14 protein-coding genes and 1 tRNA gene are annotated in these 17080 nt (G+C 63.5%); all 15 read left to right on the forward strand.

Features of this window, described 5'->3' with window-relative positions:
* Positions 1 to 13: 13 nt before the first annotated feature.
* The 15 genes from HBF24_RS07430 (at position 14) to HBF24_RS07500 (ending at position 16975) form a co-directional block, all read left to right on the forward strand.
* Complete coding sequence (locus tag HBF24_RS07430) at positions 14 to 1519, forward strand: NADH-quinone oxidoreductase subunit M (RefSeq protein ID WP_167171128.1); 1506 nt, start codon at positions 14 to 16, stop codon at positions 1517 to 1519.
* Between the two features lie 13 nt (positions 1520 to 1532).
* Positions 1533 to 2969, forward strand: a complete 1437-nt coding sequence (gene nuoN, locus HBF24_RS07435) for an NADH-quinone oxidoreductase subunit NuoN (RefSeq protein WP_167171131.1) — start codon at positions 1533 to 1535, stop codon at positions 2967 to 2969.
* Between the two features lie 95 nt (positions 2970 to 3064).
* Positions 3065 to 3141: transfer RNA gene (locus tag HBF24_RS07440), tRNA-Met, on the forward strand.
* Between the two features lie 199 nt (positions 3142 to 3340).
* Positions 3341 to 3841, forward strand: a complete 501-nt coding sequence (rimP, locus tag HBF24_RS07445; protein WP_167171133.1) for a ribosome maturation factor RimP — start codon at positions 3341 to 3343, stop codon at positions 3839 to 3841.
* Between the two features lie 60 nt (positions 3842 to 3901).
* Entirely contained in the window at positions 3902 to 5407 is a 1506-nt protein-coding gene (gene nusA, locus HBF24_RS07450; RefSeq protein WP_167171136.1) for a transcription termination factor NusA, read from the forward strand.
* A gap of 148 nt (positions 5408 to 5555) precedes the next feature.
* Complete coding sequence (gene infB, locus HBF24_RS07455) at positions 5556 to 8381, forward strand: translation initiation factor IF-2 (RefSeq protein WP_167171138.1); 2826 nt, start codon at positions 5556 to 5558, stop codon at positions 8379 to 8381.
* Between the two features lie 15 nt (positions 8382 to 8396).
* Positions 8397 to 8780, forward strand: a complete 384-nt coding sequence (gene rbfA / locus HBF24_RS07460; protein ID WP_167171141.1) for a 30S ribosome-binding factor RbfA — start codon at positions 8397 to 8399, stop codon at positions 8778 to 8780.
* Between the two features lie 51 nt (positions 8781 to 8831).
* Entirely contained in the window at positions 8832 to 9755 is a 924-nt protein-coding gene (gene truB, locus HBF24_RS07465) for a tRNA pseudouridine(55) synthase TruB (protein WP_167171144.1), read from the forward strand.
* Positions 9756 to 9895: 140 nt separating this feature from the next.
* On the forward strand, positions 9896 to 10165 hold the full coding sequence (gene rpsO / locus HBF24_RS07470; protein ID WP_167171147.1) for a 30S ribosomal protein S15: 270 nt from the start codon (positions 9896 to 9898) through the stop codon (positions 10163 to 10165).
* A 22-nt stretch (positions 10166 to 10187) separates the two neighbouring features.
* A complete protein-coding gene (gene pnp, locus HBF24_RS07475) occupies positions 10188 to 12293 on the forward strand; it encodes a polyribonucleotide nucleotidyltransferase (RefSeq protein WP_167171150.1) in 2106 nt (701 codons plus the stop codon).
* Between the two features lie 113 nt (positions 12294 to 12406).
* On the forward strand, positions 12407 to 13459 hold the full coding sequence (locus HBF24_RS07480; protein ID WP_167171153.1) for a poly(R)-hydroxyalkanoic acid synthase subunit PhaE: 1053 nt from the start codon (positions 12407 to 12409) through the stop codon (positions 13457 to 13459).
* 41 nt (positions 13460 to 13500) lie between these two features.
* Complete coding sequence (locus HBF24_RS07485) at positions 13501 to 14571, forward strand: class III poly(R)-hydroxyalkanoic acid synthase subunit PhaC (protein WP_167171156.1); 1071 nt, start codon at positions 13501 to 13503, stop codon at positions 14569 to 14571.
* 289 nt (positions 14572 to 14860) lie between these two features.
* The gene (locus HBF24_RS07490; RefSeq protein WP_167171159.1) at positions 14861 to 15493 is read left to right on the forward strand and encodes an HAD family hydrolase; all 633 of its coding nucleotides are present in this window, start codon (positions 14861 to 14863) and stop codon (positions 15491 to 15493) included.
* 58 nt (positions 15494 to 15551) lie between these two features.
* Positions 15552 to 16571: an S-methyl-5-thioribose-1-phosphate isomerase gene (gene mtnA / locus HBF24_RS07495; RefSeq protein WP_167171162.1), complete on the forward strand. Its 1020-nt coding sequence runs from the start codon at positions 15552 to 15554 to the stop codon at positions 16569 to 16571.
* Complete coding sequence (locus HBF24_RS07500; RefSeq protein WP_167171165.1) at positions 16568 to 16975, forward strand: GtrA family protein; 408 nt, start codon at positions 16568 to 16570, stop codon at positions 16973 to 16975. The genes mtnA and HBF24_RS07500 overlap by 4 nt, the downstream gene beginning before the upstream one ends.
* Positions 16976 to 17080 lie beyond the last annotated feature (105 nt).

The following is a 17080-nucleotide window of genomic DNA, read 5'->3' on the forward strand; positions in this document are numbered from 1 at the left end:
GGAAAGAAACACGATGTCCAACCTTCTAAGCCTGCTGATCTGGGTCCCGATCATCGGCGCCATTCCGGTGCTGATGGCAGGTGCCAACCGCGGCAAAGCGGCGCGCTGGATCGCCTTGCTGGTGGCGGTGGCCACCTTCGTCATCAGTCTGCTGATGCTGCCGGTGTTCAATGCCGACAGCGGCGCCATGCAGCTGACCGAGATGCACACCTGGATCGCCTCACTGCACGTGAACTACGCGCTGGGTGTCGATGGCATCTCGGTGGCGCTGATCCTGCTGACCACCTTCGTCTCGATCTTGGTGATCGTCGGCGCCTGGGAAGTGATCCAGGATCGTCCGCACATGTACATGGCGGCGATGCTGGTACTCGAGGGCCTGATGATCGGCGTGTTCTGCGCCACCGACGCGTTGCTGTTCTACGTGTTCTTCGAGGCCATGCTGATTCCGATGTTCATCCTCATCGGCATCTGGGGCGGCCCGCGTCGCGTCTACGCCACGATCAAGTTCTTCATCTACACGTTCCTGGGCTCGATCTTCATGCTGATCGGCCTGATTTACCTGTACCACAAGGCCGGCACCTTCGACATGGCCACGCTGGCCGCGCTGCCGCTGACCATGAGCGAGCAGACCTGGCTGTTCTTCGCCTTCCTGATCGCCTTCGCGGTGAAGGTGCCGATGGTGCCGGTGCATACTTGGTTGCCCGATGCCCACGTCGAGGCGCCAACCGGCGGCTCGGTGGTGCTGGCAGCGGTGATGCTGAAGATCGGTGGTTACGGTTTCCTGCGTTTCACGCTGCCGATGGTGCCCGATGCGGCCTCGCACTACGCCTGGCTGGTGATCGCGCTGAGCCTGATCGCCGTGGTCTACATCGGCTACGTGGCGCTGGTGCAGGAAGACATGAAGAAGCTGGTGGCGTACTCGTCCATCGCGCACATGGGTTTTGTCACCCTGGGTATCTTCATCGCCTTCATGCTGGTGCGTGGTGCACATGATGTCAGCACGGCCCAGCTGGGCGTGCAGGGCGCCATGGTGCAGATGATTTCGCACGGCTTTGTCTCTGGCGCCATGTTCTCGTGTATCGGCGTGATGTACGACCGCCTGCACACGCGACAGATCAACGAATACGGTGGCCTGGCCAGCGTCATGCCGTGGTTTGCCGTGTTCATGGTGTTCTTCGGCATGGCCAACTGCGGCCTGCCGGGTACCAGCGGCTTCGTCGGCGAGTTCATGGTCATCCTGGCGGCGTTCGCGGCCAATCCGTGGATCGCGCTGTTCGGCGCCTTCACGCTGATCATCGGCGCGGCCTACACGCTGTGGCTGATCAAGCGCGTGGTGTGGGGCAAGGTGACCAATCCGAAGGTGGCCGAGATGTCAGACATCAATGGCCGCGAAGCCTTCGTGCTGGGCATGTTTGCGCTGCTGGTGCTGGCCATTGGTATCTGGCCGGAGCCGCTGACCCACCTGATGGACGCCTCGATCGCGCAGCTGGTCGAGAAGTTGGCGCTGACGAAGATCTGAGGAACGCCGCACTATGAACTTCAATGACATTCTTACACTGCTGCCCGAGCTGTACTTGGTGGCGGCCGTGTGTGTGCTGCTTCTGCTCGACGTCTTCCTGAAGCCCGAGCAGCGCAACATCACGCACTGGCTGGCCATTGCCATCACCGCGGTGGCGCTGTGGCTGGTGATCGATGGCCAGCCGGCACAGTCGGTGACCGCGTTCCATGGCATGTTCGTGCGCGATCATGTGGCCGAGATTCTGAAGGTGTTCGCGCTGCTCTCGACGCTGCTGGTGTTCATCATGGCGCGGCCGTATCTGCGCGACCGCAACCTGCATGTGGGCGAGTTCTACTCGCTGACGATCTTCGCCACCATCGGCATCATGATCCTGGTTTCGGCGGGCAGTCTGATTACGGTGTACACCGGTCTGGAGCTGCTGACGCTGTCCTCGTACGCGCTGGTGGCGCTGAATCGCGACTCGCGTCTGTCCTCGGAAGCGGCCATCAAGTACTTCGTGCTGGGCGCGCTGTCCTCGGGCATGTTGCTGTACGGCATGTCGATGGTCTATGGCGCGGCGGGCACGCTGGATCTGGCCCAGCTGCACCTGCTGGCCGGTGGCGTGGACATGACCAACCTGATGATGTTCGGCCTGATCTTCATGATCGTGGGCATCAGCTTCAAGCTGGGCGTGGCGCCGTTCCACATGTGGTTGCCGGATGTGTATCAAGGTGCGCCAACGCCGATGGTCAGCTTCATCGGTTCGGCCTCCAAGCTGGCCGCGTTCGGCATGGCGTTCCGTCTGCTCGAATCGGGCCTGGGGCAATTGCACGACCAGTGGCAGGTCATCCTGTCGGTGCTGGCGGTGTTGTCGCTGGCGATCGGCAACCTGGTCGCGCTGGTGCAGACCAACATCAAGCGTCTGCTGGCGTACTCGACTATCTCGCACATGGGCTATCTGCTGCTGGGCCTGGCGGCCGGCACGCAGCAGGGCTTCAGCGCGTCGATGTTCTATGTCATTGCCTATGCGCTGATGAGCACGGCGGCATTCGGCGTGATCCTGGTGATGGCGCGCGCCGGTTTCGAGTGCGAGGAAATCGACGATCTCAAGGGCCTGGCCCGGCGCTCGCCGTGGTTTGCCTTCCTGATGCTGCTGACCATGGTGTCGCTGGCTGGCGTGCCGCCGATGTTCGGCTTCTTCGCCAAGCTGATGGTGTTCAAGGCGGCCATTGACGCCGGCCTGCTGTGGTTGGCCATTGTTGGTGCGGTGTTTGCCATCATCGGCCTGTACTACTACCTGCGCGTGGTCAAGGTGATGTACTTCGACAAGCCGGTCGAGGGCGTCGAGCTCAAGCCACAGACCGACAAGCCGCTGCGCTGGGCACTGTCGATCAACGCTTTGGCATTGCTGGCACTTGGGCTATACTGGGGGCCGTTGTTGGCTTGGTGCCAGCGGGCGTTCGCCGGTTAAACCGGCAGCGCCAAGCAGTTACGAAAAGTTGGCATCATTTTCGCTAGAAGGTATTGCCAAAAACGCTTCGTGACGGTATAGTTTCATTTCTCCGGTGCGGGGTGGAGCAGTCTGGCAGCTCGTCGGGCTCATAACCCGAAGGTCGCAGGTTCGAATCCTGCCCCCGCTACCAGAATTCGGCAAAAAAGCCTCCTCGCGAGGCTTTTTTGTTGGGCGCAAGGAGCGCGCCGCGTGCATTGAACGGGTGGTCTGGAAAGTCTCTTTTCCGCTGCCCGGCACGCTGCCGGTGTTGGATACAACGGCACGCTATGGAAATGGGCGTTTCGCCCATTTTTTGTTTCCGGACTTTGGATAGACGCGACAGGCACTCTTTGGATACGCAGCAGATTGCCCAACGATTCGATCAGGCACTGGCCGACCTTGGTCTGCAATGCCTGGGTGTGGAATGGAGCCCGAGTGGCGGGCAGGGCACGCTGCGCGTCTATATCGACGCCGAAGAGCGTGAAGTGGATATCGACGACTGCGAATCGGCCAGTCGCGAGCTGTCTGCCCTTCTCGATGTGGAAGATCCGATTCCGGGTCATTACACGCTGGAAGTTTCTTCTCCGGGTATCGATCGTCCGCTGTTTTCGGCCGCCCAGTTCGCCCGCTTCCTCGGCGAGGAAGTCAAGGTGGTGCTGACTGCGCCGATGGACGGCCGCCGTCGCTTCAAGGGCCGCGTCGAGTCGGTCGAAGGCGAGCACATCGCCCTTGAAGTGGAAGGTCGGCGCATCGAGTTTGATTACGACGCGGTCGAGAACGCGCGCCTGGTGCCCGATTGGGTGGCGCTGGGCTATGCGCCCGCGCCCAAGCAGGGCGGTAAGAAGGGCTGATCAGCCTTAGGTCTTGAGTCTGACTAACGGGCGCCGGGCGGCGTCTTCGGAGTAGCGGCAATGAGCAGAGAATTGTTGTTGGTGGTAGATGCGGTGGCCAATGAAAAGGGCGTGCCGCGCGAGACCATCTTCCAGGCCATGGAGGCGGCGCTCGCCTCGGCGGCCAAGAAGCGCTATCCGGACGAGGATGCGGACATCCGCGTGAGCATCGATCGTCAGAGTGGTGAGTACGAGACCTTCCGTCGCTGGGAAGTCATTGCCGACGACGGTGAAATGGAGTCGCCGTACTGGCAGGTGCGTCTGATGGATGCCGTCGACGAACGCGAAGACGCGCAGGTTGGCGAGTTCATCGAGACGCAGATCGAGAACGCCGAGTTCGGTCGCATTGCCGCCCAGGCAGCCAAGCAGGTCATCGTGCAGCGTGTGCGCGAAGCCGAGCGGGCGCTGGTGGTCGATGCCTTCGTCGATCGCGTCGGCGAGCTGGTTACCGGTATCGTCAAGCGTGTCGAACGCGGCAACATCTACCTTGACCTGGGCAGCAACGCCGAGGCCTTCATCCCGCGCGACAAGTCGATTCCGCGCGAGCCGGTACGCGTCGGTGACCGCCTGCGCGGTTACCTGTACGAAGTGCGTTCGGAAGTGCGCGGGCCGCAGCTGTTCGTCTCGCGCACGGCGCCGGAATTCATGATCGAGCTGTTCAAGCTCGAGGTGCCGGAAGTGGGTCAGGGTCTGGTCGAGATCAAGGGCTGCGCCCGCGATCCGGGTGATCGCGCCAAGATTGCCGTGCTGGCCCATGACAGCCGCACCGACCCCATCGGCGCCTGCATCGGCATGCGCGGTTCGCGTGTGCAGGCGGTGTCCAACGAGCTCAATGGCGAGCGCATCGACATCGTGCTGTGGCACGAGAACCAGGCCCAGTTCGTCATCAATGCGATGGCGCCGGCCGAAGTGCAGTCGATCATCATGGACGAGGAGCGCAACTCCATGGACATCGCCGTGGCCGAGGACAAGCTGTCCCAGGCCATTGGTCGCGGTGGCCAGAACGTGCGCCTGGCCAGCAAACTGTCCGGTTGGCAGCTCAACGTGATGACCCAGGAGCAGGTGCAGGCCAAGAGCGAGGCCGAGCAGGAAACGGCGCGCAGCCTGTTCATGGACAAGCTTGAGGTTGATCAGGAAATTGCACACATCCTGGTGCTAGAAGGGTTTTCCAGCATTGAGGAGATCGCTTACGTGCCGACCGGCGAATTGCTGGCGGTCGAGGGCTTTGACGAGGACATCGTCGAGGAGCTGCGCGCGCGTGCTCGCGATGCGCTGCTGACCGAAGCCCTGGCGGTCGAGGAAGGTATCGAGGAACACAAGCCGGCAGAAGACCTGCTGGAGCTTGAGGGCATGGATGAAACAACCGCCTACGCCCTGGCGGAACGTGGTGTTACTACCGCGGATGAGCTGGCCGACCAGGCCGTCGATGATCTGATCGACATCGAGGGCATGGACGAAGAACGTGCCGCGGCGCTGATTATGGCGGCGCGTGCACCCATGATTGCGCGTCTGGAGCAGGGCGGCTAAGCCGCAAACGGAAGGTGCGCCCACAGGATGGGCGTGTCGGCGGAAGCCTGGCTGTGAAGACTAAGGCTTCCCACCAGGGAATGGGACAGCCGTGACGGCGCAGTGTCGGTGCGGAAGTTCAGCGCGGGAAAGGCGGAGAAAGAGAACAATGTCGGACGTCACCATCAAGCAACTGGCCAAGGTCCTGGACATGTCGGTCGAAAAGCTGATCACTCAGCTTGACGAGGCCGGCATGAAGTTCTCCGACCCCGAACAGGTCATCAGCAGCACCGAAAAGGTCAAGCTGCTCGGCTTTCTGCGCCGCACGCATGGCAAGCGTGAAGGCGAGGAAGCCGAAGATAGCTCACCGCGTCAGATCACGCTGCGCCGCCGCAAGGTCAGCGAACTGAAGGTGGGCTCCGGACGCGGTTCGGCGTCGAAGACAGTCAATGTGGAGGTGCGCGGCAAGCGCACCTACGTCAAGCGCAGCGCCATGGCCGAGGATGCCGAGGGCGAGGCCGAGCGCGACGAGGCCCAGGCCAAGCTCGATGCGGCCGAAGAGGCGCGCATGCATGAGGAGGCCCAGGCCGCCGAGGACGCACAGCGTCGCGAGGAAGAGGCGCAGCGCCAGGCTGAAGAGGCCGAGGCTGCTGCCAAGGCTGAAGCCGAAGCGGCTGCCAAGGCCGAAGCCGAAGCCAAGGCACGTGCCGAGGCCGAAGCCGAGGAAGAGCGTCAGCGCCAGGCCGCCGAAGAGATCGCCAAGGCCGAGGCGACCGAGAAATCCGAAAAGGTGCACCGGACCGAGAAAGCCGACAAGGCTGATAAGAAGGCTGACAAGCCGGTCAAGGCGGACAAGGGCGAGGTGCAGACCGATGCCGCCGAGCCTTCTCGCAAGAGGGATGCCTGGTCGATGCCGGTGATGCCGCGTCTGCACGAGGACCGTCCGCCGCGTCGCGAGCGTGTCGTGTCCGAGGAAGAGGCGCGTGGCAAGCCGGCCAAGACGGCTGCCCCGGCCAAGCCGGCTGCCAAGGGCAAGACCGAGCGCGAAGAGCGCGAAGAGAATGCACGCAAGGGCAAGGGCAGCAAGCGCTTTGCCGGTGGCGAGCTGCATCTGAGCGAGGCCGATCGTGCACGTCGTTCCAGCAGCCGCAGTCGTCGTGGCCGTCGCCAGGAATCGCGCGGTGCCAGCAGCTCCAGCGGTCCGCATGGCTTCTCGCGTCCGACCGCGCCGGTGGTGCGCGATGTGCCTGTGGGCGAGGCCAATGTGGTCTCCGAGCTGGCGCAGAAGATGGCTGTGAAGGGCGCCGAGGTGGTCAAGGCCCTGTTCAAGATGGGCATGATGGCCACCATCAATCAGGTGATCGATCACGACACCGCGACGCTGGTCGTCGAGGAGCTGGGTCACAACCCGGTGCCCGAGGACGACAAGGGCGCCGAGGCGACGCTGCTTGAGCAGGCCGCTTCCTATGAGGAAGAGGGCGAGAAGGTTGGCCGTCCGCCGGTGGTGACCATCATGGGCCACGTCGATCACGGCAAGACCTCGCTGCTCGATTACATTCGCCGCACCAAGGTCGCCACGGGCGAGGCCGGTGGCATCACCCAGCATATCGGTGCCTATCACGTGACCACGCCGAAGGGCGTGATCACCTTCCTGGATACCCCGGGCCATGCCGCCTTCACGGCGATGCGTGCGCGTGGTGCCCAGTCCACCGATATCGTGGTGCTGGTGGTGGCGGCCGATGACGGCGTCATGCCGCAGACGATCGAGGCCATCAAGCATGCCCGCGCGGCCAACGTGCCGCTGATCGTGGCCATGAACAAGATGGACAAGGACGAGGCCAACCCGGACAACGTCAAGCAGGCGCTGGCTTCGCAGGAAGTGGTGCCGGAAGATTGGGGTGGCGACGTGCAGTTCGTGCCGGTGTCGGCCAAGGCTGGTACGGGTGTGGACGACCTGCTCGATGCGGTTTCCATCCAGGCCGAACTGATGGAGCTGACCGCCGTGGCCGATGGCCGCGCCTCCGGCGTGGTGGTCGAGTCCAGCCTGGATCGCGGCCGCGGTCCGGTGTCCACGGTGCTGGTGCAACAGGGCACGCTGAAGAGGGGCGACTTTGTCGTCTGCGGTGTCGAGTACGGCCGCATGCGTGCGCTGCTGGACGAAACCGGTCAGCAGGTCGACGAGGCCGGTCCGTCCATTCCGGTGCAGGTGCTGGGCTTGTCGGGCGTGCCCGAGGCCGGTGACGACTTCATCGTCGTCGCCGACGAGAAGCTGGCCAAGCAGGTGGCGCAGGAGCGTCAGCAGAAGCGTCGCGAAACGCGCATGGTCAGCAAGGCCAACCGTCTTGAAGACATCATGGCGCAGATGGGCCAGAGCGAGCAGCAGCAGCAGCTGAACATCCTTATCAAGGCTGATGTGCAGGGTTCGGCCGAGGCGCTTCGCGAGTCGTTGAGTGCGATCGGCAACGAGCTGGTCAAGGTCAATGTGGTTTCCAGCGGTGTCGGCGGCATTACCGAATCCGATGCCACCCTGGCGGCCGCGTCCAAGGCGCTGCTGATCGGCTTCAACGTGCGTGCTGATGCGTCGGCGCGCAAGGTCATCGATACCAGCGGCCTGGACGTGCGCTACTTCTCGATCATCTATGACGTGATCGATCAGGTGAAGCAGGCCGCTTCCGGCCTGATGGGCATGGAAGTGCGCGAGGAGATCATCGGTATCGCCGAGGTACGCGATGTGTTCCGCAGCTCCAAGTTCGGCGCCGTGGCCGGTTCCATGGTGGTCGAAGGCGTGGTCAAGCGCAGCAAGCCGATCCGCGTGTTGCGCGACAACACGGTGATCTTCGAGGGCGAGCTGGAATCGCTGCGTCGCTTCAAGGAGAACGTCGAGGAAGTGCGCATGGGTACCGAGTGCGGTATCGCCGTGAAGCAGTACAACGACGTCAAGTCCGGCGACCAGATCGAGTGCTTCGAGCGTATCGAAGTGGCTCGTAGCCTGTAAGGAGTCGGCGCGAAGATGCCTGCACGCGACTTCAAACGCAGCGACCGTGTGTCGGCCCAGCTCCGTCGTGAGCTGGGCCAGCTGGTCCATTCGGCCGTGCGTGAGTATGGTTTGCCCATGGTCAGCGTCTCCGACGTGGAAGCCACCAGTGACCTGGATGTGGCCACCGTTTGGGTGACCACACTGGCGCCGGAGGAATCCAAGGCGGCGGTCAAGGCGCTCAACGAGATGGCCAAGGAGTTCCGTCGCGAGCTGTCGCGCAGTATGCGCATTCGCCGCGTGCCGGAGCTTCGTTTCAAGTATGACGATTCGGTCGACAAGGGCGAGCGCATCGATCACCTGCTGAGCGGCCTGGACCTGGGCCCGGCAGACGCGTCGGACGAGGACGAGAACGCCTGATCGGCCCGGCGCCGCGAAGGCGGCGTGCGAGGTCGATCGGCTGGTAGCACCATGGCGCGATCCCGAAACCGTTCCCGCTTCCGCGATATCCACGGCATCGTCCTGCTGGACAAGCCGCTGGGCTTGAGTTCCAACCAGGCGCTGCAGCGCGTGCGTCACATCGCGCGCGCGGCCAAGGCCGGACATACCGGCAGCCTGGACCCGCTGGCGACCGGCCTGCTTCCGGTGTGCCTGGGCGAGGCGACCAAGGTCGCCGGGCATCTGCTGGGTTCGCGCAAGGCCTACGCCGCCGAGGTCAAGCTGGGTACGACCACCAGCACTGACGATGGCGAAGGCGATGTGGTCGAGCAGGCCCCGGTGCCGATGCTTGACGAGGCGAGCCTCCGCGCGGCGCTTGCGCCGTTCATCGGCACTATTTCCCAGGTGCCGCCGGCCTATTCGGCGCTCAAACGCGATGGCGTGCCGCTGTACAAGCTGGCGCGCCGCGGCGAAGTGGTCGACGTGCCGGCGCGCGAGGTGGAGATTTTCGCTATCGATCTGCTGCGCCATGACGGCGACACGCTGTGCCTGCGCGTGGAGTGTGGTTCGGGTACCTATATTCGCAGTCTGGCCCGTGATCTGGGCCAGGTGCTGGGCTGCGGCGCCCATCTGAGTGCGCTGCGCCGGCTGTGGGTGGAGCCGTTCTCGACCCCTTCCATGCTCACGCTGGAGCAGCTTGAAGCGCTGGCGAGCGAGGGCGATGCGGCACTTGAGAACATATTGCTGCCGGTCGATGCCGGGCTGGCGGGCATGCCGGCGGTGCATCTGGATGCCGAGGACAGCCGGGCCATGGCCCAAGGACAGGCGAGGGTGCGGCGTGATCTTGTGCCGGGCCTTTACCGAGTGTATGCCGACGACGGTCGGCTGCTGGCGCTGGGCGAAGTGGGCGACGATGCCCGTCTGCGCTCGCGCCGTGGTTTCAACTTGCCGGGTTAAGCCCTTGTTGCAGCGCTATTCCGGCCGTTACAATAGGCTCTTACCCAAGGGCTAAAAATCAACCCGCGGGGTTTACACAGCTTCATCGTCCGCGGTGGCGCTGTGTAAACCTCGCGTCCTTTTTTTTCGAGGAACGTAGCATGTCCCTTTCTGTTGAGCAGACCAGCAAGATCATCGCCGACTACGGTCGCACCCCGAACGACACCGGCTCCACCGAAGTGCAGGTGGCCCTGCTGTCGGCCCGTATTTCGCACCTGACCGAGCACTTCAAGTCGCACAAGCAGGACCACCACTCGCGTCGTGGTCTGCTGAAGCTGGTCAACCAGCGCAAGCGTCTTCTGGGCTATCTCAAGTCGCGTGATCTGGAACGCTATCAGAGCCTGATCGAACGTCTCGGCCTGCGCCGTTAATCCCAGGTCAGAGGAGACCAAAGTGGCGAAAGTAACCAAGTCATTCCAGTACGGTAATCACGAAGTCACGCTGGAGACGGGCGAAATCGCCCGTCAAGCATCCGGTGCCGTCGTGGTGAGCATGGGCGGCACCTCGGTGCTGGTCACCGTTGTTGCGGCCAGCAAGCCGCGCGAGGGTCAGAGCTTCTTCCCGCTCACCGTCGATTATCAGGAAAAGTTCTACTCCGCCGGCCGCATCCCGGGCGGCTTCTTCAAGCGCGAAGGTCGTCCGACCGAGAAGGAAACGCTGACCTCGCGCCTGATCGATCGTCCGGTGCGTCCGCTGTTCCCGGAAGAGTTCAAGAACGAAGTCCAGGTCATCGCCCAGGTCATGTCGCTGAACCCGGACGTGGACGGCGACATCCCGGCCCTGATCGGTGCTTCCGCGGCGCTGACCCTGGCCGGCATCCCGTTCAAGGGCCCGATCGGCGCCGCCCGCGTCGGTTACAGCAACGGCGAGTACCTGCTCAATCCGTCGGCCACCGAGCTTAAGGATTCGCAGCTGGACCTGGTCGTGGCCGGTACCGCCAATGCGGTGCTGATGGTGGAGTCCGAAGCGCAGTTGCTCAGCGAAGATGTGATGCTGGGTGCGGTGATGTTCGGTCACCAGCAGATGCAGGCGGCCATCCGTGCCATCGCCGAGCTGGCCACCGAGGCGGCCAAGCCGTCCTGGGACTGGCAGGCGCCGGCCCGTAACGAGTCGCTGATCGCCGCCGTCAAGGGCGAGGTCGGTGACAAACTCGAGCAGGCTTTCCAGGTGCGCGACAAGCTGCAGCGTCGCGATGCCATCTCCGCCATCAAGTCCGAGGTCATGGAAGCTCTGAGCGCCCAGGCCGAGGAGAAGGGCTGGAGCGCCGAGGATCTGGGCAAGGAATTTGCCGAGCTCGAATACAGCACCATGCGCGATGGCGTGCTCAAGACCAAGGTGCGCATCGACGGCCGCCAGCTGGATGATATCCGTCCGATCAGCGTGCGCGTGGGCGTGCTGCCGCGTACCCACGGCTCGGCGCTGTTCACCCGCGGCGAGACGCAGGCGCTGGTCACGGCCACCCTGGGTACCGCGCGTGATGCGCAGATCATCGACGCGCCGGAAGGCGAGTCGAAGGATCCGTTCCTGTTCCACTACAACTTCCCGCCGTTCTCGGTGGGCGAGACCGGTCGCGTCGGTAGCCCGAAGCGTCGTGAAATCGGTCACGGCCGTCTGGCCAAGCGCGGCGTCATGGCCGTCAAGCCGAGCATGGAAGACTTCCCGTACGTGGTGCGCGTGGTCTCGGAAATCACCGAGTCCAACGGTTCCTCGTCGATGGCTTCGGTGTGCGGTTCCTCGCTGGCCATGATGGACGCCGGTGTGCCGCTGAAGGCACCGGTGGCCGGTATCGCCATGGGTCTGGTCAAGGAAGGCAACGACTTTGTCGTTCTTTCGGACATCCTGGGTGACGAAGATCACCTGGGCGACATGGACTTCAAGGTGGCCGGTACGTCCGAGGGCATCTCCGCCCTGCAGATGGACATCAAGATCGACGGCATCACCGAGGAGATCATGCGTACGGCGCTGGGCCAGGCCAAGCGTGGTCGCCTGCACATCCTGGGCGAAATGGGCAAGGTCATCACCGAAGCCCGCGCCGAGATGAGCGAGTACGCGCCGCGTCTGCTGACCATCAAGATCCATCCGGACAAGATCCGCGAAGTCATCGGCAAGGGTGGTGCGACCATCCGCTCGATCACCGAGGAAACCGGTACCACCATCGACATCAACGACGATGGCACCGTGGTCATTGCGTCGGTCAACCGCATGCAGGCCGACGAGGCCAAGAAGCGCATCGAGCAGATCGTCTCTGACGTCGAGCCGGGTCGCATCTACGAGGGCAAGGTCGCCAAGCTGATGGACTTTGGTGCCTTCGTCACCATCCTGCCCGGCAAGGACGGTCTGGTTCACGTTTCGCAGATCTCCAACGAGCGCGTCGAGAAGGTCTCCGACAAGCTCAAGGAAGGCGATATCGTCAAGGTCAAGGTGCTGGAAGTGGACAAGCAGGGTCGTATCCGCCTGTCCATGAAGGCCGTGGCCGAGGACGAGTCCGCCAACGGTTAAGCCAGTCCCGACTGGCTGCATGAACGCAAGGCCCGGTGTCGGAATGACACCGGGCCTTGTCGTTTGCGGGCCTTTGCTATGATGCTCACGGTTACCCAGACGGGAGCGCGAGCATGTACGAGAAGGCCGATTTCCTCACCGATTGGCAGTCACTGGCCCAGCAGTCCTGGGATGCGTGGCTCGACTTTGCCCGACGCTCCGGTGCGCCGGTGAACGAGTCGCTGGACAACAGCGCCGCGGTCGAGCGCATGCTCGAGGGCATGCGCGGCTATTTTGGCTGGCTGCAGCGCGCCGGCGTGACGCCGCCGCCCAGTCAGGGGCCGGACTGGCAGGGCCAGTTCCGCCAGTTCATCGAGCAGGCCGGGGAGCCATTCCGCAAGATGTTCGGCAAGCTCGAAGTGCCGGGTTCGGAGATGTTCGAGCAGCAGATGAAGCGCTGGTTCGGCGCCTTGCAGGAGCCGATGTCCGAGTTGCACGACTGGCTCAAGTTGCCGACCTTCGGCTACTCGCGCGAGCACCAGCAACTGCAGCAGCGCATGCTCGGCGCCATGGCCGATTATGGCGAGCAGTTGCAGCGCTATCACGCGATGATGGCCGATGCCAACTTGAAGGGGCTGGAGCTGCTCGAGCAGCGACTGGCCGAGCACACCGATCCCGAACGCCAGATCCAGTCACTGCGCGCGCTCTATGACATGTGGGTGGATGCCGCCGAGGACGCCTACGCCAAGATCGCCATGACCGACGAGTTCCGCCAGATCTATGGCGACCTGGTCAACGCGCAGTCGCGCATGCGCGAACTTCAGCAGCGTCAGATGGCTGCCATGGGCGCGCAATGGGGCCTGCCCACGCGCGAAGAAGTCGACAGCATCGGCAAGCGCTTGCAGGAAGTGCGCCGTGAGCTGCGCGCCGCCCGTGATGAGGTCACCGCGTTGCGCGACGCGCTGGCCGAGGTGCGTGAGCAGGGTGCCGGCGGTGCTTCGGCCACCGCGCAAAAGAGTGCGGCGAAAAAGGCTGCCGGGACCCGCAGGTCGGCGTCGGCGCGCAAGAGTGCCGCCAGCAAGGCGCCCGGAAAGAAAGCGGCGACCAAGAAAGCGGCGACGAAAAAGGCCGCGCGCAAATCAGCACCGGCCAAGACCTCGTCCGCGCGACGCAGTGCCAAACGTTGAGCCGTCCATCCGTTTAGATGTCCCAGCCTCAAGGAGCGTGCATGTTCTCCCCGTTGCAACTTGACCCCCAGCACATGGTCGAGGAGATGGCCGCGTTCCAGCGCAAGCTGGCCGAAGGTTTGCCCGTGCTTAAGCATCTGGACGAGGCCCATTACGGCGCCACACCGCACGAGGCGGTCTATCGTGAGGACAAGCTGACGCTGTATCACTTCCAAGGCGATACCAAGCCCAGCGCAAAGACGCCCATCCTGATCTGCTATGCGCTGGTCAACACGCCCTGGATGGTCGACCTGCAGCCCGATCGCTCGCTGGTCGCCAACTTGCTGGCCCAGGGCGAGGATGTCTACCTGATCGACTGGGGCTATCCCGATGGTGCCGACCGCTGGCTGACCATGGATGATTACATCAACGGATACCTGGACCGCTGCGTCGATGTGGTGCGCAAGCGACACGGCCTGGATGCCATCAATCTGCTGGGTATCTGCCAGGGCGGCACATTTTCGCTGTGCTACACCGCCCTGCATGGCGAGAAGGTGCGCAACCTGTTGACCATGGTCACGCCGGTGGACTTCAAGACGCCGGACAACATGCTCTCGTCCTGGGTGCAACACATGGATGTGGACCTGTTTGTCGACAGCTGGCGCAACATTCCGGCCGACCTGATCAATGCCTGCTATCTGATGCTCAAGCCGGTGCGCCTGAATCAGCAAAAATACGTGGCGCTGGTTGATATTTTGAATAATCCCACGCAGATGGAAAATTTTCTGCGCATGGAGAAATGGATTTTCGACTCGCCCGATCAGGCCGGTGAAACCTTCCGCCAGTTCGTGAAGGACTTCTACCAGGGCAACAAGCTGATCATGGGCGAGGTGGAGCTGGGCGGAAGGCAGGTGAATCTGCGCGATATCCATTGTCCGGTGCTGAATATCTTTGCCAAGCAGGATCATCTGGTGCCGCCGGCCGCATCCAGGGCCATGCAAAAGTACATTGGCACCGACGACTATCAGCAACTGGCGTTTCGTGGTGGTCACATCGGCATCTACGTCTCCGGACGGGCGCAGCGTGAGGTGCCAACGGCCATCCACGCCTGGCTGGCCGAGCGCGATCACTGAAAGTCCCTGGTAAGGACTCAAGGAGTGGACCGCCTATGAGCGGTTTCATGTTTCTGTAGGTCGAGGCGATGTGCGCCGCCGTTTCACCTGGGCGCCTCACTCAACGATGCCACTTCGGGGGCTCTTGGCCCGGGCGCAGGTTCGGTGCAGGCGTTGTACGCGCTTTCACTCAATGCTCAAGACCACGGTGCCGGTATATGGGCGTGACTGACAACGTTGACCGTACCCGCAAGTTCGGTGCGACCAGAACGCGAGCGCACCGTATTTTCGCCATGGAGACCGCAACGGCATGAGCCATTCGACCGGCAGGGAGCTGGCACTGTTCGACTTTGACGGCACGCTGACCGACGCCGAAAGCTTCGGGCCATTTCTTGAGTATGTGGTGCCGCGTTGGCGTCGTTGGCTGGTCATTGCTTTGGTGGCGCCGGTGGTGCTGGCCTATCGCCGTGGTTGGCTGGGCGGCGTGCCGACCCGTGCGGTGCTGACCTTTTTCTGCCTGGGCGGCTATCCGGTGGCACGCTTCCGGCGCGCAGCACAGTCGTTTTGCCGGCAGTGGGTGGATGCCCATCTTCGCCCCGAGACCCTGGCGCAGTTGCGTACCCATCAACACGCCGGCCACCGCGTGGTGGTGGTGTCGGGCAATTTCGAGTGGCTGCTCGCACCCTGGTGCCGCGCCCACGGCGTCGAGCTACTGGCCTCACGCTTGCAGGTATCCGGGCGTCGGTTGAGCGGCCGCTATCTGGGACCGCAATGCGTGGGCGATCACAAGGCGGCGCGCCTGCGTGAGCATCTTGACTTGGAGGACTTTGCCTGCGTGCACGCCTATGGCGATACCGCCGAGGATGCCGCCTTGCTGGCGCTGGCCCATCGGCGCACCTATCGTGGCGAGCCAGTGGTCCAGGGCAGGCCGCTGCCGGCCTGACGAAGTGCGCCACAGCCGCCATAATGGTGGCGATTTCCGCTTAGCGTGCCATGCCCCGATGACCGACACCGCCGCCTCCCACGACTCCATCCGCGCCCTGAAATGGCAGGGCGATCACTTGCGCCTGCTTGATCAGCGCAAGCTGCCGCAACGTACCGAGTGGGTCGATTGCACCGATAGCCAGGCGGTGGTGCAGGCGATCAAGGATCTGGTGGTGCGCGGTGCGCCGGCGATCGGCATTGCCGCGGCCTGGGGCGTGGTACTGGCCGCCCAGCAGGGCGCGGATATGGACGAGGCGCTGTTGGCGCTGCGCGCCGCCCGTCCCACCGCCGTCAATCTGATGTGGGCGCTCGATCGCATGCGCGCCCGCATTGCCGCCGGTGCCGATGCGCAGGCGCTGGCTGTCGAAGCGCAGGCCATCCAGGATGAGGATCTGGCCGCCAACCGGCATATGGGGCAATTGGGTGCGGCCCTGATCGCGCCGGGCTCGGGCGTGATGACCCACTGCAATACCGGCTCGCTGGCATGCGCAGGTTTCGGTACCGCGCTGGGCGTGATTCGCGCCGGTGTCTCGGCCGGGCGTATCGCCGAAGTTTTCGCCGGTGAAACCCGGCCCTGGTTGCAGGGCGCGCGCCTGACCATGTGGGAACTGGTCAACGATGGCATCCCGGCACAACTGGTGGCCGATTCGGCTGCCGCCCATCTGATGAAGAGCGGCAAGGTGCAGTGGGTGATCGTCGGTGCCGACCGCATCGCCGCCAACGGCGATACCGCCAACAAGATTGGTACCTATCAGCTGGCCATCGCGGCGCGCCATCACGGCGTGAAGTTCATGGTGGTGGCGCCGTCCTCCACGGTGGACATGGCGACGGCCGACGGCGAGGCGATCGAGATCGAGCTGCGCGAACCCAGCGAGCTGCTGGGCTACGGCGGTACGCGCACCGTGGTCGAGGGCGCGCGGGCCTGGAATCCGGTATTCGATGTGACGCCGGCGAATCTGATCGATGCCATTGTCACCGAGCGTGGAGTGATCGAGCAGCCCGATGCGCTGCGCATGCAAGCCCTTTTCGGCGCATGAGACTCAAGCACGAGCTGGGCTGGTTCTTTGTCGGCGGAGTCATTGGCTTTGTCGTCGATGCCGGCGTGGTGCAGTCACTGGTGGCCTTTGCCGATTGGGATCCGTACCTGGCGCGTGTGGTGTCGTTCCTGTGTGCGGCCAGTGCCACCTGGGTGTTCAACCGCTCGTTCACTTTTGCGCATCGACGCAGCGGCGGCGCGGCGTCGGAGTGGGGGCGCTGGCTGGCGGTGATGGGCGTCGGCGCGCTGGTCAACTACGGCACCTACGCGCTGGTGTTATGGCTGTGGCCGCTGGCTCACCACTGGCCGGTGCTGGGTGTGGCAGCCGGTTCCGTGGTGGCGGCCGGACTCAATTTTGCCGGGGCTCGGGCATGGGTTTTCACAGGCGTCAAAACGTCTTCGTAACTAGCTGAAATAGAAAGAAAAATTAGGGGAATTAATGACGCTTTTGTGATATACTCCGAGGGATTGTTCCCGACGCCTTGTCCGGCACGGACAAAAGCGCGCGAC

Origin of the sequence: Oleiagrimonas sp. C23AA, from assembly GCF_011759385.1 — a bacterium.
Lineage (GTDB): Bacteria > Pseudomonadota > Gammaproteobacteria > Xanthomonadales > Rhodanobacteraceae > Oleiagrimonas.

Excerpts from the sequence above, each read along its gene's own strand:
- HBF24_RS07430 (WP_167171128.1), top strand. The coding sequence starts at position 14 with ATGTCCAACCTTCTAAGCCTGCTGATCTGGGTCCCGATCATCGGCGCC.
- nuoN (WP_167171131.1), top strand. The coding sequence starts at position 1,533 with ATGAACTTCAATGACATTCTTACACTGCTGCCCGAGCTGTACTTGGTG.
- nusA (WP_167171136.1), top strand. The coding sequence starts at position 3,902 with ATGAGCAGAGAATTGTTGTTGGTGGTAGATGCGGTGGCCAATGAAAAG.
- infB (WP_167171138.1), top strand. The coding sequence starts at position 5,556 with ATGTCGGACGTCACCATCAAGCAACTGGCCAAGGTCCTGGACATGTCG.
- rbfA (WP_167171141.1), top strand. The coding sequence starts at position 8,397 with ATGCCTGCACGCGACTTCAAACGCAGCGACCGTGTGTCGGCCCAGCTC.
- truB (WP_167171144.1), top strand. The coding sequence starts at position 8,832 with ATGGCGCGATCCCGAAACCGTTCCCGCTTCCGCGATATCCACGGCATC.
- rpsO (WP_167171147.1), top strand. The coding sequence starts at position 9,896 with ATGTCCCTTTCTGTTGAGCAGACCAGCAAGATCATCGCCGACTACGGT.
- HBF24_RS07480 (WP_167171153.1), top strand. The coding sequence starts at position 12,407 with ATGTACGAGAAGGCCGATTTCCTCACCGATTGGCAGTCACTGGCCCAG.
- HBF24_RS07485 (WP_167171156.1), top strand. The coding sequence starts at position 13,501 with ATGTTCTCCCCGTTGCAACTTGACCCCCAGCACATGGTCGAGGAGATG.
- HBF24_RS07490 (WP_167171159.1), top strand. The coding sequence starts at position 14,861 with ATGAGCCATTCGACCGGCAGGGAGCTGGCACTGTTCGACTTTGACGGC.
- mtnA (WP_167171162.1), top strand. The coding sequence starts at position 15,552 with ATGACCGACACCGCCGCCTCCCACGACTCCATCCGCGCCCTGAAATGG.
- HBF24_RS07500 (WP_167171165.1), top strand. The coding sequence starts at position 16,568 with ATGAGACTCAAGCACGAGCTGGGCTGGTTCTTTGTCGGCGGAGTCATT.